Below are 23096 nucleotides of genomic sequence, written 5' to 3'. Positions count from 1 at the left end.
CAACCGCGCGCCGCCGCGCACGCAGGCGGCGCTGCTCGAGGCGATGCAGGAGCACAGTGTGACGGCGAGCGGGGACACGATGCGTCTCCCGGAACCGTTCTTCGTGCTCGCGACGCAGAATCCGATCGAGCAGGAAGGCACCTACCCGCTTCCCGAGGCCCAGGTCGACCGCTTCATGATGAAGATCCGGGTCGGCTACCCGTCGCGCGACGATGAACGCAAGATCCTCGACCGCATCGGCGTCGCCGCCGCCGAGCCCCAGGTCAGCAAGGTCGCGACGCCTGCGCAGATCTTCGGCGCCCAGCGCGCCGTCTCGCAGGTCTTCGTTGACGACAAGGTGCGCGACTACATCGTCGACCTCGTGCGCGCGACGCGCGAGCCGACCAAAGCCGGAGCGTCCGACCTCGAGGGCATGATCGAATACGGCGCGAGCCCGCGCGCGTCGCTGTGGCTGCTTCGCGGTGCGCGTGCCCACGCGTTCCTGCAGGGCCGCACGTACGTCACGCCGCACGACGTCAAGTCGCTCGCACCCGACGTGCTCCGCCACCGCGTCAGCCTCACGTACGAAGCGGAGGCCGAAGGCCGCTCCACCGACCAGGTGATCGCGCGCATCCTCGACACCGTGCTGGTTCCGTAGTCTCCGACTCCCGGCCCGATGAGCGCCTCCGAAATCATCCGTCGCGTGCGCGAAATCCAGGTGCGCACCGGCCGCCACGTGGCCGACGTGCTCGCCGGCGAGTACGTGTCGGTCTTCAAGGGCGGCGGCGTCGAGTTCGAGGAAGTCCGTCCGTACGTGCCCGGCGACGACGTGCGCTCGATCGACTGGAACGTCACGGCGAGAACGGGAGAGCCGTTCGTCAAACGCTACATCGAGGAGCGCCAGCTCACGCTGCTGCTGATGGCCGACGTGTCGGCCTCGCAGGACTTCGGTTCCGGTACGCGCTCCAAGCGCGAAGCCGCCGCCGAGTTCTGCGCGCTGCTCGCATTCTCGGCCATCAAGAATGACGACAAGGTCGGACTCATCCTGTTCCACGGCGGCGTCGAGCAGTACATCCCCCCGCGCAAAGGCCAGAAACACGCGCTGCGCGTCGTCCGCGAAGTCCTCACCGACGAAGAAGAAAATCGGGGACAGACACTGATTTCCGGAAATCCGGGACAGACACCGATTTCGGCCGACGGAAGCTCGCGCACAAGCCCGCCCGCATCCACCCCGCGCGCGATGAACACCGGCCTCACAGACGGTGCGCGTCGCCGCGCGCAGGCACCCGGCGTCCTCGCCCGTGCACGCGAAAGCTTCTCACGCATCCTTCCGGCGCGCCGCACGATGCGGCGCGCGCACGAGGCCACCGACATCTCGCGCGCCGTGCGCTTCGCGATGTCGGTCACCAAGCGCCGCGCCGTCTGCTTCGTCGTCAGCGACTTCCTCGACGAAAACTTCGAGCGCGCGCTGATGACGGCCAACCAGAAGCACGACGTGATCGCCGTGCTCGTCACCGACCGCCGCGAGCTCGAGATCCCCGCCGCCGGGCTCATTGCGATGCGCGACGCCGAAACCGGACGCACGATGCTCGAGGACACGGGCTCGCCGGCGGTCCGCCGTGCCGCCGAGGCCGCAGCCGCCGAACGCATTGCATCGCTCAAGCGGCGTCTTCAGCGCTCCGGCATCGATTTCATCCACATCGAAGCCACCGGCTCGATCGTCGATCCGATCGTGCGCTTCTTCCGCATGCGCGAGCGAAGGAAGCGGCGATGAGCCGGCGCGCCTTCCTCTGCCTCTGGCTCGCCGTCGCATCGGCGGCACATACGTCGATCGCCGCCGATACCGTCGATACGGCGAACAAACCGGCCGCAGCCGAAAGCGAAGCGCCCAAAGCAATCGAGAAGACGACCGAGCGCGGCCCTGTAAAAGCGCGCGTGCGCGTCGAGCCTGCCAATCCCGTGATCGGCGACACCGTCACGCTGACCATCGAAGTCACCGCCGCCGACGGCATCGAGCTTTCGATGCCCGAGTTCGGCCAGTCACTCGACCGCTTCTCGGTGCGCGAGTTCGTCCCGAAGGAATCGGTCGATGCGAATGGCAACACCGTCTCGACGCAGCGCTACGTCCTCGAGCCGCCGCTATCCGGGCCGCAGTCGATCCCGCCGCTGATGATCGAGTTCGTCGACCGCCGCCCCGGCCAGCGTCCGGCGCCCGAAGGCGAACAGTCCTACGAGCTCGTCACCGAGCGCATCCCGTTCGAAGTCGCATCCGTCGTTCCCGAGGGTGCGAGCAAGGAGCTGAGGCCGCTTCGCGACCGGCTTGCGCCGCTTCGCACGCCGGGTCCGCTGTGGCCGTGGCTGGTCGGCATCGCGGTCCTGATCGCGATCGCTGCGCCGTTTGCGTGGCGTGCATACAACGCCGCGCGGGCGCAGGGCCGACGGCGCAGCGCGTGGGAGCTTGCGCGCGCACGTCTCGATGCGCTGTCGGCGCGCGCGCTGCCGTCGGATGCCGACGAGATCGACCAGTTCTTCGTCGAGCTGTCCGCGCTCATCCGCCGTTATCTCGAAGACCGCTTCGAGCTTCGCGCGCCCGAGCTCACTACCGAGGAGTTCCTGCAGGTCGCCAGCGCGTCGCCCGACCTTGGCGAGGAGCAGCAGGGGTTCCTGCGCGACTTCCTGCGCCGCGCCGACATGGTCAAATTCGCGCGCTTCATTCCAGAGCCCGACGACATCCGCGCCGCGCTCGCCGCCGCATCGCGATTCCTCGACCAGACCCATCAGCCGGGCGACGATACCTTGGAAGCGGGAACTTCCGGACCACGCGCCGCGAACGATCGCGCAAGCGGTCGGGCAAGCGGTACGGATGGAGCAGCCCATGCTGCCTGACATCGAGCTGCGCGACCCCATCCTGCTCGCGTTCGCGCTGCTCGCGCCGGTAGTTTACGCACTGGCCGCGCGGCTGCCGTCGGTGCTCACGGTCTCGACGCTGTCGCACTTCGACCGCGCGCCGCGCTCGCTGCGCGCAAGGCTCGCACGCCTGCCCGCGCTCCTGCTGGCAATCACCACCGTGTTGTTCTCGATCGCTCTCGCCGGGCCGCGCACCGGCGACACCACCACGCACGTCAAGCGCGAAGGCATCGCGATCGTGATGGCCGTCGACCGCTCGGGCTCGATGAACGCGCGCGATTTCGTCGCCGGCGACGCGAGCGTAAGCCGCCTCGATGCGGTCAAGCACGTGTTCCACGAATTCGTCGAAGGCGGCAAGGCCGGCAAAGGCAGGACAGACGACCTCATCGGCCTCGTCGTGTTCGGCACGTACGCCGACAGCGTCTGTCCGCTGACGCTCGATCACAGCAACCTGCTCGCGATCCTCGACGATGTGAAGATCGCAACCGAACAGTCGGAAGCTTCGACGGCGCTCGGCGAAGGTCTCGGCCTGGCCGTCGAGCGCCTGCGCGAGCATCCGGCCAAGTCGAAGGTGATCATTCTTCTGACCGACGGCGTCAGTAACGCCGGCGACATCGACCCGATGCAGGCCGCCAAGCTCGCCGCCGACAACGGCATCAAGGTCTACACGATTGCGGCCGGCACGCGCGGACTCGCGCCGATTCCGGTGGTCGGCATGGACGGGCGCGAGTACCTGCGCCGCGTCTACGTCGAGATGGACGAGGACACGATGCGGCACATCGCCGAGGCAACCGGCGGCCGCTACTTCCATGCGCGCGATGCGAATGCGCTGGCACAGGTCTACAGCGAGATCGACCGGCTCGAGCGCTCCGAAGTCACCGAAGTGCGCTACCTCCAGTACCGCGAGCACTACCCGCTGCTGATGGAAGCCGGAGCCGGCCTGATGATGCTCGCCGCGCTCGCATCGGCGACGTTCCTGCGGAGGTTCCCGTGAGGTTCCTCCGGCGGCTGTTGATCCGCGTGCCAGAGCGCGAGCCGATGCACCGGCGACGGTGGCCGCAATGACGGACTTCCGCTTTGCCGAGCCCGGCTGGGCGATGCTGCTGTGGGTAGTCCTCGCGTTCGCGGGCGTGATCCTGTGGCTCGACGCGCGCTCGAATACGACGCTCTCGCGTTTCCTGTCGCCGATCATGCAAGCACGGCTCGCAAGCGTGCCGTCGATAGCGAGGCGGCGCACGTCGATCGTGCTGTTCACGCTGTCGCTTGCGATGGCGGTGGTTGCGCTCATGCGGCCGCAGTGGGGAGCCCAGCTCATCTCCACACCGCGCGTCGGCGCCGAGATCATGGTCTGCCTCGACGTTTCCAATTCGATGCTCGCCGAAGACGTCGCTCCGAACCGGCTCGAGCGCGCGAAGGCCGAGATCCGCGATTTGCTGACCTATCTGCGCGGCGACAGCGTCGGGCTGATCGCATTCGCGGGCCGCGCGACCGTGCTCGCGCCGATCACGCCGGACTTCTCGTTCCTGCGCATGGTGCTCGACTCGGCGAGCCCGCACAGCGTGTCGCGCGGCGGCACGCGGCTCGAGGAGCCGATCCGCAAGGCGGTGGCCGGTTTCGGAAGCGGCGCGTCGGTGTCGCGGTCCATCCTGCTGATCACCGACGGTGAGGATCACGATTCGTTCCCGCTCGAAGCCGCCAAGGAAGCCGCCGAGCGCGGCATCAAGATCCTCGCGATCGGCTTCGGCGACGAGAAGGGCAGCCCGATCGAGATCCGCGATCCGAAGACCGGCGCCCGGAAGCCGCTGCGCGATTCGAGCGGACAGCCGGTGATGAGCCGGCTCGACGGCGAGACGCTGCGGCAGATCGCGCTCGCGACGGGCGGCGCGTACATCCCTGCCGGCACCGGCGTGCTCGACCTGCAGTCGATCTACGACACGCACATCGCAGGGCTCACGCGCGGAAGCCTCGACGGCGAGAACCGCACGATCCGCAACGAGGCGTACCAGTGGGCGGTGCTCGCATCGTTGCTGCTGCTGGTCGCGTCGGTCGTCGTTGCCGCCGGGCTCGCCACGCGGCGCAAAGCCGTGCAGGCCGTGGCGACCGCTGCCGTAGTGATGCTCGTTGCCGTCTCGGCCCGCGCCGAGGACCATACGCAGGATCCGAAGCCGGCCGCGCCTCCCGCAGCTGCCGCAAACGCAGGCGGCGCCGCTCCTTCCGCAGAAGATGCCGCCGCCGCCGACACTGCGGCGAACGACACCAAGCCCGCGCCGCCGCCGGCGCAAGAAAAGCCGAAGCCTCCGCGCGAGGTCTACAACGCCGGGCTCGAAAAGCTCGCTGCCGGCGATCTCGACGGCGCCGAAAAGCTTTTCGAGGACGCGCGCACGCGCGCGGAGTTCGACGGAGTGCTCAGGCGCGACGCGACCTACAACCTCGGAGTGCTCGACGCGCGCCGCGCCGATGCCAAGATCGACAGCGCCCCGGAAGAAGCGCTTCCGGCGCTCGAGCGTTCGGCCGCGTGGTTCCGCGAAGCCGTCTCGCTCGATGCCAAGGACGCCGATGCGCGCCACAACCTGGAGCTGGTGCTGCGGCGCGCGCTGGTGCTCGCCGACGCGATCGCCAAGAAGAAAGAGAAGTCGCTCATCGACGACGTGAGCGCGCTGATGGAAGACGAGCGCGGGTTCCTGACCGCGCTTCGCAAAGTCGTGCAGGGTGCGGCCGCGCCGGAAGGCGGCACGCCACCGGCAGCAGCGCCGGCCGGCACCCCGCCGGCGCCGGCCGAACAGCAGCCCGACCGCGCCGCATTCCGCGAGCTCGCCACCCAGCAGCTCGCGCTCTCGTCGAAAGCCGAAGACGTCTCCGAGCGCGCCGTGCGCGAGCAGGCGCTGATCCGCGCGAAACCCGCCGAAGAGCAGAAACCCGAAGAGCAGATGCTCGCCGTCCAGCTCGACGGCGTGCTCGAATCGCTTCACCAGGCGCGCGAACAGATGGGCCAGGCGCGCGGCAGGCTGCGCCGGCTCGAAGGCCCGGGCGCTTATCGCGCCGCTTCGACGACGCTGACGCATCTCAAGCGTGCGCGCGACCGCCTGCTCGATCCGGTCAAGGTGCTCGACATCCTCGTCGGCGACGCGATGGAGCTTTACCGGCTGAGCGGCGTCAAGGTCGCGCTCGACTCGGGCAGCACGGAGATCCCGCCGCAGAAGTGGCTCACGCCCGAGCATCTGACCGACACCGCCGGCGAGCTTCGCGAGCGCATCGAAGAGCTGCACTACAATTTCGTCACCGTCGTCTCGCAGAGCGCCGCGGCGGCACAGACCGGAGAAGCCGCCGATCCGAAGCAGGCCGCGCTGCTCGAGCGCGTGCGCGAAGCCGAGCCGCTGATCGGAGAGGCGGCCTCGCAGATGGCGACCGCAAAAGACCTGCTCGAAAAAACCAGCATCCGCGATTCGCTGGCGCCGCAGTCGGTGGCGATCACCAGGCTGATGGCCGCGCGTGAAAGCTTCCTCGACCTGCAGCGACTCGTCGAGCTGCTTTACTCCGACGAGAAGCACATCGACGAGATCGTCTCGCCGAAAGAAGAGATTCCGGCCGACAGGAAGTCCGAATACGCCGCGTCGGCCGCCGAGCTTCAGCGCACCAACACCGCGCGCGGAGCGCATGTCGATCGTGAGCTCAAGGAAGAACAGGCTGCGGCCGACGCCGCCGTCGCTGCCAAGGCTGCCGAACAGCAGCAGGCGCAGGCTCAGCCGGGACAGGGACAACCTCCTGCGGCAGAACCCGCGCAGGGCCCCGATCCCGAGCAGGAAAAGCAGAGGCTCGATCTCGCCGCGACCTATCTCACGGCAGCGCGCGGCGCGCTCGACGAGGCATCGAGCAAGCTCGACGCGCTTGCCCAGGAAGCGTCGAGCAAAGGCGATGCGCTCCCGGCCGAGGCGTGGCAGCCGTCGCAGGCAGCCGTGAAGGAAGCCATCGAAAGGATCGAAGACCTGAGGCGTCTGTTCTTCAGCGTGATCGATCATCTGAAGGAGCTTGCGCAGCGCCAGCTCGAGCTCGGTGACCAGACCGAAGAAACGTCCGCGATGGCGAGCGCCGCGCCGGACAAGGACTGGTCGGAGAAAGCCGGCCCGCTCGGTGCGCGCCAGCAGACGTTGTCGAACAATGCGCAGCCGATCGCCGATGCGCTGCGCGAGCAGGCCAAGCAGCCGATCCCACCCGAAGCGAAGGGAAAGGTTCCCGAAGATCTGCCGCAGCGTCTCGGAGAGGCCGCCACCCACGTCGACAGTGCACGCTCGTCGATGGACAGCGCCGTGCAGAGCCTCGGCATCAATCCGCCGGCTTTCGCCGACACGCGCTCCGCGCAGACGACCGCGCTCGAGGAGCTTGCCGCTGCGATCCAGCTGCTGACTCCTCCTGAGCAGCAGAAGCAGGACCAGGACAAGCAGGACCAGCAGAAACAGGATCAACAGAAAAAGGACGAACAGAAGAAGGAAGACCAGCAGCAGCAGGATCAAACGGATCAGCAGCAGCAACAGCAGCAGGGCGGCCAGCAGCAGCCCGGCGGGCAGAAGGCCAAACAGGAAGACAAGGAAAAGACCGATCCTGCGCAGCTCCTGCAGGGCATCCGTGATCGCGAAGCCGAGCGCCGCGCGAGCAAGGACAAGGCCGAGAAGCAGAGATACGAACCTGTCGAGAAGGACTGGTGATGGCCAGGCGAATCGCGAGCACGACGATCGGACGCGCCTTTGCGGCACTCGTCTGTTCGCTCGCATTCGCCGGCGCAGCCTTTGCGCAGGAAGCCCAGCTGCAGATGGCGCAGGGCCCGTACTACACCGGCTCCCCGATCGACATCCAGATCGTCGCCGACGGATTCGACGAAGATCCTACGCCCGACGTCACCGGTGAACCGCCTCCCGGAGCGAGTCTCGCGTTCGTGCAGGCGAGGCCGCAGATCTCGAGCATGATGCAGATCATCAACGGCAAGGTGACCCAGAGCCGCTCGGTCCGTTTCGGTTTCGTCTACCAGCTGACCGCGCAGGCAGCAGGCCGCTACTCGGTCGGTCCGTTCACCGTCACTCAGAACGGAAAGACTGCAAAGACGGCGTCGCGGGTGATCACGGTGGCCGACGTTCCCGAGGGAAGCGGCCAGAAGATCCGCGTGGTGTTCCCCGATCGTCCGATCGTCGTCGGACAGCGCGTGCCGGTGACCGTGGAATGGTGGACCGAGCGCGGCCTCGCCGACCGGCTCTACGACGAGCGCCTGAGCGTGCCGCTGTTCCTCGACACCACCAACTTCCAATTCCTCGACGAGGAGCACGACAAGTCGCGCATCACGATCAACGTGGAGATGCCGGGCGGCGTGACCGAAGTTCCGGCCGACGTGAGGCAGACCAGCGAGGGCGGCCGGGAGTGGGTGATCCGCAGCTTCAAGCGCACGCTGATTCCAGTTGCGCCCGGGCACTTCGATCTCGGTCAGCCGACTCTGTACTGCGACGAGGCCACCGCGTTCCGGCGCGACATCTTCGGATCGCGCGTGCCGTCGCAGGCGCGCAAGGTCCGGATCTCGGGCGACAGCATCGTGCTCGACGTACAGAACGTTCCCGCCGCCGGTCGTCCGGCGAGCTTCGCCGGAGCGATCGGACAGGGTTTCACGATGGACGTGGCCGCCGACCGCACCGTGCTGCAGACCGGCGATCCGGTGAAGCTCACCTTTACGATCCACGGCGACGGATCGCTCGACAGCGCATCGCTGCCGCCGCTCGATGCCGCCGGACTTTCTCCCAGACAGTTCCGCCTGCCCGACGGCGAAGTCGCCGGGATCTCGGACGCTACCGGCAAGCATTTCGACGTGAGCGTACGCGTGATCGATCCGGCGGTGCGCGAGATCCCGCCGATCGAGTACTCGTGGTTCAATCCGGAGACCGGCAAGTTCGAGAGCACGCATTCGAAACCGATCGCGCTGTCGGTGCGTGCGGCCAACGTCGTCGGCGCCGGCGACGTCGTCAGCGCCGCGCCGGCCGAGAAGCCGCCCGAAGAGAAGAAGGATGCGGCCAAGCCTGCAGCGCCCGGTCGCGCGCCGGCCTTTACGCTGACTGGCGCGGATCTCTCGATCGAAACCGACGTTGCCAGGCTGCGTTCCTCGGCGCCGTCGCTGCTCGCGACCCCTGCGGTGACATGGGGAGGCTACGGCTTCGGACTGCTTGCGATCGGCGCCGGCCTGTTCGTGCGCAGGCGTCGCAGCATCGATCCGGTCAAGGCAAAGCTTCGCCGCGAGCTTCGTGACCTGCGCGGTCACGTCACGTTCGACCGCAACCCGAAGAAGATCGCCGACGCGCTTCGCAAGATGGCCGCGCTGACGATCCGCGGCGATGCGCGGCCGCCCGAGCTCGACGACGTGCTCGCCGGGCTCGACGAAGCTGCGTTCGCGCCCGGAGGCGGCGACACGATCATCACCGAGGTGCTGCGCAACCAGGCCGTGTCGGTTGCCGATGCGCTGATGGAGCAGGCGTCGTGAGCGCGTTCCGCCGCATCGTCACGGGTATCGTGCTCTCGCTGTCGGTTGCGGCGTTTGCTTCGGCGGCCGCGGGCGATGCGACGCTCGATCAGGCACTGGCCGCGTATCGCGCCGCGCAGGAGACGTCGTCTGCTGCCGACCGCCCGGCAGCGTTCGCGCGTGCGGAGCGGTTGTTCGCTGCCGCAACGTCGTCGGGAAGCGCTGGGCCCGAGCTCTGGACCGATCTCGGAACGGCGGCGCTTCAGGCCGAGCATCTCGGGACCGCGATCCTCGCGTATCGACGTGCGCTCGCGCTCGACCCCGACAACCATCATGCCATCCAGAATCTGGCGCACGCTCGCACGCTGCTGCCGCCGTCGGTTCCGCGGCCCGAGTCGGGAAGTTTCTTCGACAGCTTTCTTGCGTGGCAGCATTCGATGTCGAGCGGCGAGCGACGCGGCGGTGCGGCCGTTGCGTTTTTCATCGGCGCCGCGATGCTCGGCGGCGCAATCGCTTCCGGAAGCGCGGCGCTGCGCTTTCTGTCTGCCCTCGCGCTCGTCGTGTGGGCGATCCTCGTCGGATCGGAAACGCTCGCGACCACCGAGCGTGCCGGTGTGCTGACGGCGCCCGACACGGTTGCTCGCGCCGCCGATTCACGAAACGCACCTGCGCGCTTCGCCGAGCCGCTGCCGGCCGGCACAGAGGTCACGATCGCAGAAGTGCGCGGCGACTGGGCGCGCATCGTGCTCGCCAACGGCCGCGACGCGTGGGTGGCGAAAGCCGCCGTCGAGCCGGTGGACCCGGACGCCGTCCGGAAGTAAGCCTTTCGAAGGCCGGTCGGCCGCGTGTCTGCGGATCGACCGCTCTACGGAGGCCGCCATGACCGTCACGAACTCCGAATCGGGAACGAACGTCGTCGAGATCGCCGACGGCATCTTCCGCATCAACACGCCGCTTTCGATACCCGGCGATCCGTTCGGTTTCTCGTTCAACCAGTTCCTGATCCTCGACGATGAGCCGCTGCTGTATCACTCCGGCCCGCGGCGGATGTTTCCATTGATCCGCGAAGCGGTCGCGAGCGTGATGCTGGTCGATTCGCTCCGGTACGTTTCGTTTTCGCACTACGAGGCAGACGAATGCGGATCGCTCAACGACTGGCTCGCCGCGGCACCGGGTGCCGAGCCGCTGTGCGGAACGATTGCAGCGATGACATCGGTCGGCGACATGTCCGACCGGCCGCCGCGCGCGCTATGCGACGGCGAGACGATCACGATCGGCACGCATACGCTGCGCTGGTTCGATACTCCCCATCTTCCGCATGCGTGGGAGTGCGGGCATCTGTTCGACGAGACGTCGCGCACGTTGTTCTGCGGGGATCTGCTGACGCAACCCGGGTCGACGCAGCCCGCGGTTACCGAAGGCGACATTCTCGGGCCGAGTGAAGCGTTCCGGCATGCGCTGGATTACTTCGCGAATACGCGCGGGACGGAGGCGATGCTGGAGCGGCTGGCAGCGACATCGCCGGAGCTGCTCGCGTGTATGCACGGGAGTGCGTGGCGGGGGGATGGCGGGGCGCTGCTGCGGGAACTCGCCAGATCCGTCTGCGGACAGCCGTAACGACGAGATTGATTTCCGACATCTTCTGATCCCGAGTTTCGGAGGCAACAGTGGCCACAATGCGCGTCGTGCACGTACCTCAACCCAAGGCCGCTTTTGAGATCGTCGAACGCCCGATTCCGCAGCCGACCGCAGGCTCGGTCCGAATCAAGGTCCAAGCCTGCGGCGTGTGCCACAGCGATTCGGTAACCAAGGACGGACTGTTTCCGGGGATCTCGTACCCGAGAGTTCCCGGCCACGAGGTCGCAGGAGTGATCGACGCGGTTGGTGACGGCGTCGTCGCATGGCAGCCCGGTCAGAAAGTCGGCGTCGGATGGAACGGCGGTTACTGCGGCTACTGCGACCCGTGCCGTCGTGGAGACTTCTTTGCGTGCGTGCGCACCCAGACAACAGGCGTCTCGTATGACGGTGGCTATGCCGAGTACATGATCGCACCGGCAAGCGCGGTAGCGCTCATGCCCGATGATTTGCCGGCGGTCGAAGCGGCGCCGCTCATGTGTGCGGGCGTCACCACGTTCAATGCGCTACGCAACAGCGGCGCGCGGCCGGGCGACGTCGTCGCCGTGCTCGGCCTCGGCGGCCTCGGACACCTCGGCGTTCAGTACGCGGCGAAGATGGGCTTTCATACCGTCGGCATCGCGCGCGGCAGCGACAAGGAGCCGCTTGCGCGCAAGCTCGGTGCCTCGGTGTACATCGACAGCCAGTCGCAGGATCCGGCGGCAGAGCTTCAGAAACTCGGAGGCGCGCGAGTCGTTCTGGCAACCGCAACCAGTGGCGAGGCGATCGGCGCCGCGCAGGGCGGCGTCGCCGTCAACGGAACGCTTCTCGTGCTCGGAGTAGCCGACTCGATTCAGGTCTCTCCCGTGTCGCTGATCGTGGGGTGCCGCTCGGTCAAGGGCTGGTATTCCGGCACGTCGATCGACACGCAGGATACGCTCGCGTTCAGCAAACGATGCGGCGTTCAGTCGATGAACGAGATCTATCCGCTGGAGCGCGTCGCCGACGCTTACGATCGCATGATGAGCGGGAAGGCGCGGTTTCGGGTCGTCCTCACGATGGGACGGTAGGCAGGCCGACCGCGGCCAGACACGATTGTAACGTAGAGGAAGAAGCGATGGCCGTCGAAGAAATCGATCGAATCGTAGAAGTGCTTGAGCGACACTCGCAACGTGCGACGTACGGGGCGGTCGGCGGAGTGGTGGGACTTCCTGCACGGTCACTGATGTACGGACGCGAAAAGAATCCACGTAACTCCTGGGTGGTGGCCGCTGATACCCACCTGCCGTCCGGATACTCACGCGATCAAATTCATCCTGCGTTGAGCACCAACGACGCCGTCATCTCGACACCTACAGAGCTGACGACATGGCTCAGGGAGCGTGCTCGGATCAACCTGACCACACCATTTGCGATAAACGAGAACCCATCCATGCGAACAGCCGCTGTCGCGATCGTGGTCCTGCACGCCGCGATCCTCCTCGCCCACGACTGGGCGCACCGCAGCCTCGGCGTCGACCTTGCACCGTGGCAGATCGTCTTCGCGTACTCCGTGATCGTTACCGCCCCGGTCATTTCCGCAGTGGCTGTCTTTACGCGGTTTGCAAGAAGCGGCTACATGCTTCTCGCGATCTCGATGTTCGGGGCACTCCTCTTCGGCGTCTACCACCACTACATCCTCATCTCTCCCGATCACGTTCATCATCTGCCGGCGGGCGACGGCCAGGATGTATTCCGGGCAACCGCTGGACTGATGGCTGCGGTCGAGTTCGTCGGCGTCGGAATCGGCGTATCCGCCCTTCGCAGATAAGTCGCGTTACTCGCGGAAGCCTTCGCGCGCGAGTTACTGCCCGCGAAGCCGCTCGGCCATCATCTGCAGCTCGGATGCGTTCAGGTCCGAGATCAGCCAGTACTGCATCCCATCCTTCGACCAGTCGAAGACCTGGTAGCCCTGCTGCATGTGCAGCCGCGGCCTCGTCGCTGCGCCGCTCGACGGCCAGATGAACAGATTGATCGTGTGCTGCTGCCGCCGGTAGACGAGTGCCGCGACCGGCCTCGACGCAACATAGTCGAGCCTGCCGCCGACGAGCGGAAAACCTTCGGCCGAGAGATCTTCGACTTGTGGCGAGAAATCCAGCTTGCCGCCAAACCACGGCTTGACGGTGTGCCGGTCCGACGAATCGACGTCCGTCAGGTGCTCGGCCATCATCGAGCGCACGTGGCTGGAGACGACCTGCTGCATGACCGGATCTGCCACGGACTGGAGAGAGGACAGACCTGCGACGAAGACGAGGGACGCGGCCCACGCAAGACCGAGGGCGACATAGAAAAAGCGCGAAGACGGCCGGACCGACTCCGTGGCGGAAAGATCCGCCTTGCGCAATTCGCCCGTGATGCATGCCCGCAGATCCGCAGGAGCCGCGTACGAGAATGCTTCTTTCTCCTGTGGTGTCACTTGCCACCTCTTCGCAAGAGTGTTTCGGCCTTCGCGCGCGCGCGAGAAATGCGTGACATCACAGTGCCGATCGGCACTCCGGTGATCTCGGCAATCTCGGCATAGGAAAAACCCTCGAGCTCGCGCAGGACGATGGCTTCGCGATATTCAGCCGGAAGCGCTTCGACCGCGCTGCGCATGCGCACGACGTCGGCATTGCGCATCGACAGCAACTCAGGTCCCAGGGCGTCATCCGCCGCGCCATGCTGTTCTTCGTCGAACGGCTCATGCTGCGTGCGTCGGTTTTGCTCGATCGACGTGTAGAACGTGTTGCGAACGATGCTGAGGAGCCATGGTTTGGCGCTGCCTTTGAGCGAGGGAAAGAACCGCAGCGCCCGCGCGAACGCTTCCTGGGTGATGTCTTTCGCATCGTCTTCGCTCCGGGACAGCCAGCGCGCAAGATTGTAGGCCGAGTCCAGGTGCGGCAGCAGTGTCGTCTCGATCTCACGTTCCGCCATGACTGGAGAAGTCCCTGATTCGGGTAGACCGGCGGCGAGCGTCGATTATTCCCGGGAATGTTTTCGACAAGTCTTCGGTCTCATCGACACGGAGGTACGAAAACCATGCGCAGCTTGATTCAATGGCTCAGCGAGCCGCCCGTCGATGGGCCGGCATCGATTCTCCTTCTTCGGCTGATGGCCGGGGGAGTTTTTCTCTGGGAAGGCATTCTCAAGTTTGTCTTCGTCAATCAAGGAGCCGGCCGATTTACAAAGCTCGGATTCCCGTTTCCGGAGCTGACGGCCGGGGCGGTCGGGACACTCGAGATCGTGGGCGGCGTTCTTCTGCTGGCCGGGCTTGTGACCCGGCTCATTGCGGTTCCGTTCATCATCGAGATGATCGTGGCGATGCTGTCGACGAAAATCACGATGTATCTGGGAACATCGCCACTACCGCTTCCGGCTTCGCTGCCGCAGATCGGCATGTGGGCCGTGCTGCACGAGATCCGGTCGGAATACGCGCAGCTCGCCACGTGCCTTTTCCTGCTCATCAACGGACCAGGCCGTCTGTCGCTGGACGCGCTGCTGCGGGCACGAACGCGATCGTCCGGCTATCTCAAATCGACGCTGGCCGCAGCACGATCCACCTGACGCGCCGGGCCTGGACAAAACTCCCTGGTTCGGTGGAGGGCGCGAGCATGCGCCTACGATCGAGTTCTTACTGCTCGCGCTCTCCACCGTCTGCATTTTCTATTCGCGCGGGACGTGATCGTGCGGGATACGCATTCTCCTGCTGCTTTGAAAAGTCTGCAGGAAGTAAGGTAGTGTCCTTCGGCGCCCGTCGGAACCCGCATGCATGTCCAACAGCGATGACCCCCAACTCCTCGACGCGCTGATCATCGGCGCCGGCTTCAGCGGTCTCTACCAGCTCTACCGGCTGCGCGAGCGCGGCTTCAACGTGCGCCTCTTCGAAGCTGCCCCGGATATGGGCGGAATCTGGTACTGGAACTGCTATCCCGGAGCTCGAGTCGATTCGCACGTTCCGAACTACGAATTTTCGATCGAAGAGCTCTGGCGCGACTGGAACTGGACGGAACGCTTCCCGGCATGGGACGAGCTGCGGCGCTACTTCCGCCACGTGGATGACAAGCTTCAGCTCTCACGCGATATCCGTTTCAACTCCCGCGTCGTTGCTGCGCACTTCGATGCTGAACACGACCAGTGGCAGATCGAGTGCGCCGACGGTCACAGGATCCGCACCCGGTTCTTCATCCCGTGCACCGGCTTCGCGTCCAAGGCGTACATCCCAAGGCTGCCTGGCCTCGAGAGCTTCACCGGTCCGTGCTTTCACACGGCTCACTGGCCGCAGCACGGTCTCGACCTCGCCCGCAAGCGCGTCGGCGTGATCGGCACCGGCGCCAGCGGCGTCCAGGTGATCCAGGAAGCAGGCAAGATCGCCGAAGAGCTCACGGTCTTTCAGCGCACGCCGAATCTCGCGCTGCCGATGCAGCAACAGACATTCGATGCGACGACGCAGCACGCGATGAAGGCACACTATCCGGAATGGTTCCGCCGGCGCGCGCAATCCGGCGGAGGCCTGTTCGATATCCAGCCCGACGAACGCTCCGCCCTCGACGTTTCCGAGGAAGAGCGCCTTGCGATCTTCGAGTCGGCGTGGCGAAAAGGCGGCTTCCATTTCTGGGGTGGGACTTTCCGCGACATCGCCTTTGACAGGAACGCCAACCAGCTCGCGTACAAATTCTGGCGCGAAAAGACCCGAGCCCGCATCAACGATCCCGCCGTCGCCGACAAGCTCGCGCCCGCCGAAGCGCCTCATCCATTCGGCTCAAAACGTCCATCGCTCGAGCAGCGCTACTTCGAGGTCTTCAACCAGGACAACGTCACGCTGGTCGACGTTCGCGAAGATCCGATCGAGGAAATCACCAGCACCGGCGTACGCACGAAGTCGCATCTCTACGAGATGGACATCCTCGTCCTCGCCACCGGATTCGATGCCAGCACCGGCGGGCTTACGCAGATCGACATCCGCGGCCTGTCCGGTCGGTCGCTCCAGGAGACCTGGAGCACGGGCGTGCGGACGCATCTCGGCTTCGGCATTCCTGACTACCCGAACCTGCTGATGCTGTACGGTCCGCAAAGCCCGACATCGTTCTGCAACGGTCCGACCTGCGCCGAGCTGCAGGGAGACTGGGTCGTCGACTGCCTGTGCTACCTGCGCGACAAGGGCCTTACGCGCATCGAGGCCACGCAGGCTTCCGGCGATGCGTGGACGCAGCACATGGCCGATCTGGCGGCTGGCACACTGCTCGGCCTTGCGGACTCGTGGTACATGGGCGCAAACATTCCCGGCAAACCGCGTCAGCTGTTGCATCACATCGGGGTGCAGGACTATCTGAGCTTCTGCAGGCAGAGCGCCGAGAACGGATACTCGGGTTTCGATATTCGCTGACCGACAAAGGGCACACACAGTTGTCAGTTCGACAGATGGGCTCTGCCTACAAACTCAGAAACTCCGTCGGTGTTTGAACTTGATCCAGATGAATTGCCCATGTTGCCATCTGCCGCTTCTCCAGGAGAAAGGCACGCCATTCGCGGTATGGCGCTGTCGCCGATGCGAAGGCTGCGCGGTGACGATGGCTAACCTTCGAACGGCAGTACGCCACGATTTCGTCCAGCGGATGTGGCAGCGCTCGCTCGGAGCTTCGCGAAGGGCCGACCGTAGGTGTCCGTCATGTTCGGGTTTCATGCATGTCGTTCCCACCGCTGGACCCGAGGTCGATCTGTGCCGCGGCTGCCAGTTCGTCTGGTTCGATGCTCACGAGCTGGACGATCTTCCGATGCGTACACAAGACGAGATCCGGCTCGAGCGATACCGGGCTGAACAGATTTCGGCACGAGCTCGCCGCGAGGAACGCGAACGGTTCGCGCAAAGAATGCGAGATCGTGCGCCAACAGCGTACTTTCGATGAAGAGCGGACGTGCTCGATCAATGAGTGCGGCGATCGTCACAGAGCGCTTGAACGGATTTCAGTGAAGGCGCTTAACAGTGCTGTATGGCCGGTCTATAGAACGCCAATGACTCGGTCTCTTTCTGTCGGGAGGAACATGCGAAAACTACTACTCGCCGGGGTTCTCGTCGCCTTCTCGATCTCTGCCGCATCTGCCGATGAGCCGATGCTTCCCCGGCAGCGCGCCGAGCAGTTCTTCAAGGCGCTCTCCGACAAAGGCACGGGGCCGGCGTTCGACCTGCTCTTCCAGGGATCGAGCATTCCCGCGCAGAAACCGCAGGCCGTCGATGCACTCAAGCGGCAGACCGAGGCAGCACTGCCCGTATACGGCAAGATCCTCGATTCCGAGCTCATCCAAGAGAAGCCGTTCGGCACTTCGGTCGTTTCACTGACGTACATCCTGAGGCTGGAGCAGCATCCCCTCGTATTGAAATTCTGGTTCTACAAGCCTCACGACGTCTGGTTTCTCGCGACCATCACGTTCAATGACCAGCTTCAGGGCCTGCCGGAATAACAGACATGCGGAAACTGGTTTCTTCCGGATCACCTTTTGAATCCCGTATCGGCTTCTCGCGGGCCGTGCGCGTGGGCAACGTCGTAGCGGTCGCCGGGACTGCACCTATTGCGCCCGACGGCGGGGTCGCCGCTGTCGGCGACATGTATGGTCAGACCAGGCGATGTCTCGAGATTGTCTCTCAGGCCATCGCCGATGCCGGGCTCACGCTGGACAGCGTCGTTCGAACTCGCGTGATGCTGACGGACATTTCGAGATGGGAGGAGGCTGCGCGCGCCCACGGCGAGGTGTTCTCGTCGATCAAGCCCGCCAATACGTTCGTTCAGGTTGTCGGCTTCATCAACGCCGAGTGGCTGGTAGAGCTCGAAGTGGACTGCGTCGCGGACGATAACTGAAGATCGATTCGAACTGGTAAGATCCGTCACGTGTGGACGGTGACGGTGGCGGGCATCGTATGGTAGTGATTGAGTCGTCGTGACCAGCCCTCCATCCCAGGAAAATTTCTACGCCGCCCCGCGTCTCGGGCGGATCCCGCTTGTCGTCATTCCCTTGGCCCTGTGGCTCGCTTACGTGCAGCCGGACAAGCTATTCTTCGGCCTCTGCACGAGCGCTTTTGCGCTTTTCATCACGTTCGTTCCACACGTTGCCGTCACGGCCGACGAGATCCGGATCAGCCGCATATTCCGACTGCCGTGGGACAACGTGCGCCGCGCGAAACTCCGGAGGCGTCTCGGTCAGAACTACCTCACGGTTCAGCGCAAGCGCGGAATTCGATGGTCGATTCCGCTCGATCTGGACAACGGCCGGAGCGTCGCAGAAGTTCTTCTGGAAAAGTCACCGCCCGGGAGTCCGATTCGCGACGCGCTCACGACGCCTTCGGGCGATGTCGCGATCATACGTGCGGGAACCCCGTGGATGGTGATCCTTCTGTTCGCCGCCATCTGGCTGGCCAATGCCGCCGCCCGCTACTGGCTCGCGGCGCACGTGCTGTTTCACTCCGACGCGCCGGAGATGGCGCTCCGGATCGCCCCTCTTCCAACTCCTATCGACGCACCGTCATTCGAGCTCACGCCGGTGACGGCTTACGGCATGACCTTCGGCGTTCCGTGCACGATCAGAAAAGAACCGACGCGCGCGAAAAGTGCGACGTACATCTTCTGCACGAACGGCAACGCCATCATCATCGATGATCCCGATCGACGAATTGCCGCGCCCTGGCTTGGTGAAGGAGAAATGGCCCCGTACGTCCGGGACTATCTCGTAAAAGCAGCGGGTACCGATGAACCTTTCGCGCTGATGCGGGCGTGGCTGTCGCTGACACCGAAGGATCTTCGCTGGTCCACTCCGTGGGCGAACAATACGATCCGGTTCCTGCTCCGGGTGAAGGAGATCCTGCTTCTCGGTAAACGGGATCTTTACGAGCTGACCGGAATGGTGCAGGGCTTCCAGTTTGGATCACTCGACCATGAGAAAGAATCCATCGACGTGATTCTGGTCGGTCCGGGCCAGGCAGTTCACCAGATCGGATTTACGAACTGCTCGGCGCACGAACATCTCAAGCAGGCGGACGTCCTGGCTTCCGCGGCTACTCTCCAGGCCGCGATAACAAAAGAGAGATGACATGTCGGACGACGCATCCTCCCGCCACAGGTTATTTCTGGGCCCGGACACCACGAGCGGCCTGCTTCTTGACCGGAACCCGGAATCGTAGCATCGAACCTACCGAGGTTGCGATGTCCATCTACGACGAGGCTCGCGGTGCCTACCACCGCAACGCGTTCGATGAAGTTCGAAAACTGCTGGAGCCTCTCGCGAGCCAGGGCGATCTCGAGGCGCAGACAGCGCTGGGGACGTATCTGACGCTGACGGGAGACCAGACCTCCTATACAGAAGGCGTGCGCTGGCTCAGGACGGCCGCCGACATCGGTTACGGACATGCAGCTCACAACCTCGCAACCGCGCTATCGACCGGCGGGCCTGACTCGCCGCCGGATCGGACGGAATTTCTGAAGTATATGGAGATCGCGCACCGTTCCGGTTTCGAAGCGAGCGTCTCGTCAGACCCGCTGTGGTGGAAGCCCGGCAACTAGACGAACGCATCGCCTGAGGCCGCTGGTTCGAGAACATGCGACGAGCTACAGCATGCCCATGAGCAAGATTTCCAGAATCATCGCGAGGCTCCTTGTCTTGCTCTGTTGCGCGCGCCTCGCAGCCGCGGCCGACGACCCGCAAGCCGCGATCGTCTGCAGCGACAGCTCCGCATGGTACACCGCGACCAGCGCGACCCTGCGCGCCGACCATCCGGACAGCCCCGACTTCGCCGAATGGAAGCTCACGTTCGCAAGCGACCGCGACATGAGAATCGACGTCGATAGCCGGCACGGTGAAAAGACCGAACACGGGACGCTGATGCTCGTCTCGGGCCGCGCTTTGCTCATCAAGGATCTTGCGGTGGAAGACCGATACGCAATCGACGCAATCGACGCGCCGCTGCTCATCTACAAGCTGGCGATCACGCTGCTCGACCAGGCCATTCCGGAAGGACCCGATCAAGTGCAGTCTTCGCGCAAGATCGACGTCAGCGAAGCCACGCGAAGGATTCACGTGGCAACCGCGAGCGCCGAAGGCGATTTCGCTGCACCCTGGTCCATCACCGGCACCGTCGAGCGTCAGAACAGCACCACCATCAAGTACTCGCTGATACTCGATTACACGGACCAGGACCGCCGCCGGAAGGTCCCGCTCCACGGAACGTGGGGCAGATCGAAGAGACCTCCAGTCATGGACGGGAAAATGAGCGTCGAAGGATGGCGCCTGTACGCGCTCGGACCGATGGTGCTCAAACAGGAAGGCAACTCGATCCTCGACTTCGGCGCGCAGACCAAACCGGTTGCGGTCAAGACGCTTGGCCAGCTGCGCGAAGTCCTGCGCAAAGAGGAACAAGCCTCGGCCAAATCGAAAGTGCCGAAATGACGCAGACGCCCGACGAGCTCGCGACCATCACCGCGCGGACTCTCGATCACTACAACCAGTCGGCTCGTGATTTCTGGGAAGGCACGCGCGACCACGACGTCTCGCAGAACATCGACGCGCTGCTGCGCCACATTCACGGCGCGCCGCCTCTGCGGATTCTCGATTTCGGCTGCGGCCCCGGCCGCGACCTGATTGCGCTGCGCGCGCTCGGGCACGAGCCGATCGGACTCGAGGGCTCGCCGCCGCTCGCGGCGATGGCGCGCGAGCACAGCGGCTGCGACGTCTGGGAGCAGGATTTCCTCGCGCTCGAGCTTCCCGCCGAATACTTCGACGGCATCTTTGCCAACGCGTCGCTGTTTCACGTGCCGAGCCAGGAGCTGCCGCGCGTGCTCGGCGAGCTCCGCGCGGCGCTCAAGCCAGACGGCGTGCTGTTCAGCTCGAATCCGCGCGGAAACAACGACGAAGGATGGAACCACGGACGCTACGGGACCTATCACGACCTCGCATCGTGGCGCGCGTTTCTCGACGCGGCCGGCTTCACCGAGCTCGAGCACTACTACCGGCCGCCGGGCCTGCCGCGCGACCGGCAGCCATGGCTTGCGAGCGTATGGCGAAAAAGCCAAGCATCCCGGCCGAATCGGTAGCCTCGCTCGAAAGCGCGAGCCGGCGAATCGATCCGAAGAAGGTATCCTCGAGATGAATCAGCGAATCGCCGTCCTCGGCGCGTCCGGAGTGTACGGGCGTCATCTGGTGCCGCGCCTCGTCGCTGCCGGCTATCGCGTCCGCGCGCTCGTGCGGCGTCCCGAGGCTGCAGCGATCGCCAATGCGTGCGGCGCCGACGTACTCGCCGCCGACATCTTCGACGAGGCGTCGCTGCGAAGCGGCCTCGACGGCTGCGACGTCGCGATCAATCTCGCCACGAGCCTTCCCGGCCCGAGCTCGAAAGGCGACTACGCAAAGAACGATGAGCTGCGCCGCGAAGGCACACCAGTCTTCGTGCGTGCATGCCGCGATGCGGGCGTCGCGCGAATCCTCCAGCAGAGCATCGCGATGACGCACGCCGGCGGCGGCGATGCGTGGGCCGACGAGACGACGTTCCATCCTGTCGCCGACGACGGCATCGCGGGCGCGGCGATTTCTGCCGTGCGCGCCATGGAGCGGTCGATCGAAGAATCGGAGCTCGACTGGCTCGTTCTGCGCGGCGCGCTCTTCTACGGCCCGGGCACCGGTTTCGACGAGGACTGGTTCGCCCGCGCGAACGCCGGGAAGCTCAGACTTCCCGACGAAGGAAACGACTATGTCTCGCTCGTCCACATCGCCGACATGGCGGCGGCCACGGTCGCGGCCATCGAGCGCTGGCCGTCGCGGCAGGCGCTGATCGTCGCCGACGATCAGCCGGCAACGTGGCGCGATGTCCTCAGCTACGTGTGCGCGCTTGCCGGAACCAGCCCGCCGCAGCCCGGCGGACGTTCGCTCATGCCGTCGTTTCGCGTGACCAACAAGCGAGCACGCGATCTGCTGGCATGGTCGCCGGTCTATCCGGACTACCGGGCCGGGCTGGTCCGCTGACGCGCTTACTGCGTAACCGTTACATCGACGTCGACGTCGATCGGGTTACCGTCGGTGTCCGACGCATCGTTGACGACGATCGTGAAGTTGTGCGGCACCGGCACCGGAGTTCCCGGCAGGAAGCTGCACGACACCAGATCGGCCGGCGCACTGAATCCCGACAGCGAGATCAGCCCGAGCGAAAGCCGTCGGGTCGCGTCATTGTCGTTCGGCGCGAACAGCGCGCCGGGAACGTTGCTGACGCATTCCACGTCCCCGCCAATACCCTCGAATTGCCCCGGAGCCGAAGCGTAGTTGACGGTGAGCTGAAGCGCGCCGACCGGAGCGCTCGACGATGTGAGCAGGAAATTGATCGAAAGCGGCTCGGACGGGAGAGTCGAGGTCGTCACCGTCTCGATCGTGGTCGCCGGCGAGCCCTCGCAAAGCGGCGAGTGCTCGCAGTTCGGATCCGCGCAGTCTTTGAGACCGTTGCCGTCGTCGTCCTTGTTGTTGTCGCAATCCTCGCACGAGCGCGGATCGAGGTTGTCGTCGATGCAAAGCGGCGGGCTGTTGTCACAGCCGGCCGTGGCGCACGTGCACTGGGCGCTGCTCTCGGACGTCAGCTCGGAAAGATCGGCGTCTTCGAAGCCGCAGATGAACAGGTTGGTCGTCGCCGGAATCGTGCAGCCGCTGATCGTGACCCGCAGCGTGTCGCCGTTTTCGAGCTCGGTGAAGGTCCCATGGCATCCGTTTCCGGCCAGGACGGCATCGATCGCGCAATCGAGATCTCCGTCACTGCGCGCCAGTACCGCGCCTGCAGCCGCAAGGTCGACGGTCACGACGACGTTCGTGCAATTGCCGTCACCGTTCATGCCGAAGAACCGCCGCAGCGTAATCGCACCGCCGCCGCCGCCGCCGTTGCCATCATCGTCCCCACCGCAGTTGACGAGCATTGCGGCGAACGTAAGCGCCAGGGCGCCCATGCGGATTCCGTGAAGACAGCGACTCATGAAAACCTCCGTTTGCGCCGCGCGACATCGTCGCGCGCGATGGATCATAAAGGCGGAGCTACCGGTCCGGGACCGAAACACACGGACCGTGCGACCCACACAAT

The 23096-nt window shown here is 65.1% G+C and carries 22 protein-coding genes; 19 read left to right on the top strand and 3 right to left on the bottom strand.

Annotated features, from left to right (window positions below; all coding sequences use genetic code 11):
* The 10 genes from VN634_21250 to VN634_21205 form a co-directional block, all read left to right on the top strand.
* Nucleotides 1-637, top strand: a 637-nt coding sequence (locus tag VN634_21250; protein HXC53427.1) for a MoxR family ATPase, incomplete at its 5' end; no start/stop codon positions are given.
* A gap of 18 nt (nucleotides 638-655) precedes the next feature.
* Nucleotides 656-1753 carry a DUF58 domain-containing protein gene (locus VN634_21245; GenBank protein HXC53426.1) on the top strand — a complete coding sequence of 366 codons (1098 nt, stop codon included), beginning with the start codon at nucleotides 656-658 and terminating at the stop codon, nucleotides 1751-1753.
* The gene (locus VN634_21240) at nucleotides 1750-2865 is read left to right on the top strand and encodes a hypothetical protein (GenBank protein HXC53425.1); all 1116 of its coding nucleotides are present in this window, start codon (nucleotides 1750-1752) and stop codon (nucleotides 2863-2865) included. Before VN634_21245 ends, VN634_21240 begins: the two co-directional genes overlap by 4 nt.
* Nucleotides 2855-3880, top strand: coding sequence for a VWA domain-containing protein (locus tag VN634_21235; GenBank protein ID HXC53424.1), 1026 nt, complete (start codon nucleotides 2855-2857; stop codon nucleotides 3878-3880). The genes VN634_21240 and VN634_21235 overlap by 11 nt, the downstream gene beginning before the upstream one ends.
* A gap of 67 nt (nucleotides 3881-3947) precedes the next feature.
* A complete protein-coding gene (locus VN634_21230) occupies nucleotides 3948-7586 on the top strand; it encodes a VWA domain-containing protein (GenBank protein ID HXC53423.1) in 3639 nt (1212 codons plus the stop codon).
* Nucleotides 7586-9394 (top strand): BatD family protein, encoded by a 1809-nt coding sequence (locus VN634_21225; GenBank protein ID HXC53422.1) that lies wholly within the window; start codon nucleotides 7586-7588, stop codon nucleotides 9392-9394. Before VN634_21230 ends, VN634_21225 begins: the two co-directional genes overlap by 1 nt.
* The gene (locus tag VN634_21220; protein HXC53421.1) at nucleotides 9391-10194 is read left to right on the top strand and encodes a tetratricopeptide repeat protein; all 804 of its coding nucleotides are present in this window, start codon (nucleotides 9391-9393) and stop codon (nucleotides 10192-10194) included. The genes VN634_21225 and VN634_21220 overlap by 4 nt, the downstream gene beginning before the upstream one ends.
* 58 nt (nucleotides 10195-10252) lie before the next feature.
* Nucleotides 10253-10990, top strand: coding sequence for a hypothetical protein (locus tag VN634_21215; GenBank protein ID HXC53420.1), 738 nt, complete (start codon nucleotides 10253-10255; stop codon nucleotides 10988-10990).
* Between the two features lie 59 nt (nucleotides 10991-11049).
* Nucleotides 11050-12057: an alcohol dehydrogenase gene (locus tag VN634_21210; GenBank protein HXC53419.1), complete on the top strand. Its 1008-nt coding sequence runs from the start codon at nucleotides 11050-11052 to the stop codon at nucleotides 12055-12057.
* A gap of 47 nt (nucleotides 12058-12104) precedes the next feature.
* Nucleotides 12105-12797 (top strand): hypothetical protein, encoded by a 693-nt coding sequence (locus VN634_21205; protein ID HXC53418.1) that lies wholly within the window; start codon nucleotides 12105-12107, stop codon nucleotides 12795-12797.
* A 33-nt stretch (nucleotides 12798-12830) separates the two neighbouring features.
* Here the strand turns inward: VN634_21205 and VN634_21200 are convergent, their stop codons facing one another.
* Nucleotides 12831-13442, bottom strand: a complete 612-nt coding sequence (locus VN634_21200; protein HXC53417.1) for a hypothetical protein — start codon at nucleotides 13440-13442, stop codon at nucleotides 12831-12833.
* Complete coding sequence (locus VN634_21195; protein HXC53416.1) at nucleotides 13439-13939, bottom strand: sigma-70 family RNA polymerase sigma factor; 501 nt, start codon at nucleotides 13937-13939, stop codon at nucleotides 13439-13441. Before VN634_21195 ends, VN634_21200 begins: the two co-directional genes overlap by 4 nt.
* A 105-nt stretch (nucleotides 13940-14044) precedes the next feature.
* Between VN634_21195 and VN634_21190 the strand changes: the two genes are divergently transcribed.
* From VN634_21190 to VN634_21150, 9 genes are all read left to right on the top strand, one after another.
* Nucleotides 14045-14569 (top strand): DoxX family protein, encoded by a 525-nt coding sequence (locus VN634_21190; GenBank protein ID HXC53415.1) that lies wholly within the window; start codon nucleotides 14045-14047, stop codon nucleotides 14567-14569.
* A 205-nt stretch (nucleotides 14570-14774) separates the two neighbouring features.
* Nucleotides 14775-16388 carry an NAD(P)/FAD-dependent oxidoreductase gene (locus VN634_21185; GenBank protein HXC53414.1) on the top strand — a complete coding sequence of 538 codons (1614 nt, stop codon included), beginning with the start codon at nucleotides 14775-14777 and terminating at the stop codon, nucleotides 16386-16388.
* A 494-nt stretch (nucleotides 16389-16882) separates the two neighbouring features.
* A complete protein-coding gene (locus tag VN634_21180; GenBank protein ID HXC53413.1) occupies nucleotides 16883-17461 on the top strand; it encodes a hypothetical protein in 579 nt (192 codons plus the stop codon).
* Nucleotides 17462-17466: 5 nt separating this feature from the next.
* Complete coding sequence (locus tag VN634_21175) at nucleotides 17467-17856, top strand: RidA family protein (protein HXC53412.1); 390 nt, start codon at nucleotides 17467-17469, stop codon at nucleotides 17854-17856.
* A gap of 520 nt (nucleotides 17857-18376) precedes the next feature.
* On the top strand, nucleotides 18377-19081 hold the full coding sequence (locus tag VN634_21170; GenBank protein ID HXC53411.1) for a hypothetical protein: 705 nt from the start codon (nucleotides 18377-18379) through the stop codon (nucleotides 19079-19081).
* A 113-nt stretch (nucleotides 19082-19194) separates the two neighbouring features.
* Nucleotides 19195-19551, top strand: coding sequence for a hypothetical protein (locus tag VN634_21165; GenBank protein HXC53410.1), 357 nt, complete (start codon nucleotides 19195-19197; stop codon nucleotides 19549-19551).
* A gap of 97 nt (nucleotides 19552-19648) precedes the next feature.
* Complete coding sequence (locus VN634_21160; protein HXC53409.1) at nucleotides 19649-20434, top strand: hypothetical protein; 786 nt, start codon at nucleotides 19649-19651, stop codon at nucleotides 20432-20434.
* Nucleotides 20431-21078 (top strand): class I SAM-dependent methyltransferase, encoded by a 648-nt coding sequence (locus VN634_21155; GenBank protein HXC53408.1) that lies wholly within the window; start codon nucleotides 20431-20433, stop codon nucleotides 21076-21078. The genes VN634_21160 and VN634_21155 overlap by 4 nt, the downstream gene beginning before the upstream one ends.
* Nucleotides 21079-21130: 52 nt before the next feature.
* The gene (locus VN634_21150) at nucleotides 21131-22003 is read left to right on the top strand and encodes an NAD(P)-dependent oxidoreductase (protein HXC53407.1); all 873 of its coding nucleotides are present in this window, start codon (nucleotides 21131-21133) and stop codon (nucleotides 22001-22003) included.
* Nucleotides 22004-22008: 5 nt separating this feature from the next.
* Here the strand turns inward: VN634_21150 and VN634_21145 are convergent, their stop codons facing one another.
* Nucleotides 22009-22992, bottom strand: a complete 984-nt coding sequence (locus tag VN634_21145; protein HXC53406.1) for a hypothetical protein — start codon at nucleotides 22990-22992, stop codon at nucleotides 22009-22011.
* Nucleotides 22993-23096: the final 104 nt, after the last annotated feature.

Source organism: Candidatus Limnocylindrales bacterium (assembly GCA_035571835.1).
Taxonomy (GTDB): Bacteria; Desulfobacterota; Binatia; order UBA1149; family CAITLU01; genus DATNBU01.
This window is presented reverse-complemented; position numbering and strand designations above follow the sequence as displayed.

Bases quoted from the DNA above. Each gene is read 5' to 3' on its own strand.
- VN634_21245 (HXC53426.1), top strand. From the start codon at position 656: ATGAGCGCCTCCGAAATCATCCGTCGCGTGCGCGAAATCCAGGTGCGC.
- VN634_21240 (HXC53425.1), top strand. From the start codon at position 1,750: ATGAGCCGGCGCGCCTTCCTCTGCCTCTGGCTCGCCGTCGCATCGGCG.
- VN634_21235 (HXC53424.1), top strand. From the start codon at position 2,855: ATGCTGCCTGACATCGAGCTGCGCGACCCCATCCTGCTCGCGTTCGCG.
- VN634_21230 (HXC53423.1), top strand. From the start codon at position 3,948: ATGACGGACTTCCGCTTTGCCGAGCCCGGCTGGGCGATGCTGCTGTGG.
- VN634_21225 (HXC53422.1), top strand. From the start codon at position 7,586: ATGGCCAGGCGAATCGCGAGCACGACGATCGGACGCGCCTTTGCGGCA.
- VN634_21215 (HXC53420.1), top strand. From the start codon at position 10,253: ATGACCGTCACGAACTCCGAATCGGGAACGAACGTCGTCGAGATCGCC.
- VN634_21210 (HXC53419.1), top strand. From the start codon at position 11,050: ATGCGCGTCGTGCACGTACCTCAACCCAAGGCCGCTTTTGAGATCGTC.
- VN634_21205 (HXC53418.1), top strand. From the start codon at position 12,105: ATGGCCGTCGAAGAAATCGATCGAATCGTAGAAGTGCTTGAGCGACAC.
- VN634_21195 (HXC53416.1), bottom strand. From the start codon at position 13,939: ATGGCGGAACGTGAGATCGAGACGACACTGCTGCCGCACCTGGACTCG.
- VN634_21190 (HXC53415.1), top strand. From the start codon at position 14,045: ATGCGCAGCTTGATTCAATGGCTCAGCGAGCCGCCCGTCGATGGGCCG.
- VN634_21185 (HXC53414.1), top strand. From the start codon at position 14,775: ATGTCCAACAGCGATGACCCCCAACTCCTCGACGCGCTGATCATCGGC.
- VN634_21175 (HXC53412.1), top strand. From the start codon at position 17,467: ATGCGGAAACTGGTTTCTTCCGGATCACCTTTTGAATCCCGTATCGGC.
- VN634_21170 (HXC53411.1), top strand. From the start codon at position 18,377: ATGGTGATCCTTCTGTTCGCCGCCATCTGGCTGGCCAATGCCGCCGCC.
- VN634_21165 (HXC53410.1), top strand. From the start codon at position 19,195: ATGTCCATCTACGACGAGGCTCGCGGTGCCTACCACCGCAACGCGTTC.
- VN634_21155 (HXC53408.1), top strand. From the start codon at position 20,431: ATGACGCAGACGCCCGACGAGCTCGCGACCATCACCGCGCGGACTCTC.
- VN634_21150 (HXC53407.1), top strand. From the start codon at position 21,131: ATGAATCAGCGAATCGCCGTCCTCGGCGCGTCCGGAGTGTACGGGCGT.
- VN634_21145 (HXC53406.1), bottom strand. From the start codon at position 22,992: ATGAGTCGCTGTCTTCACGGAATCCGCATGGGCGCCCTGGCGCTTACG.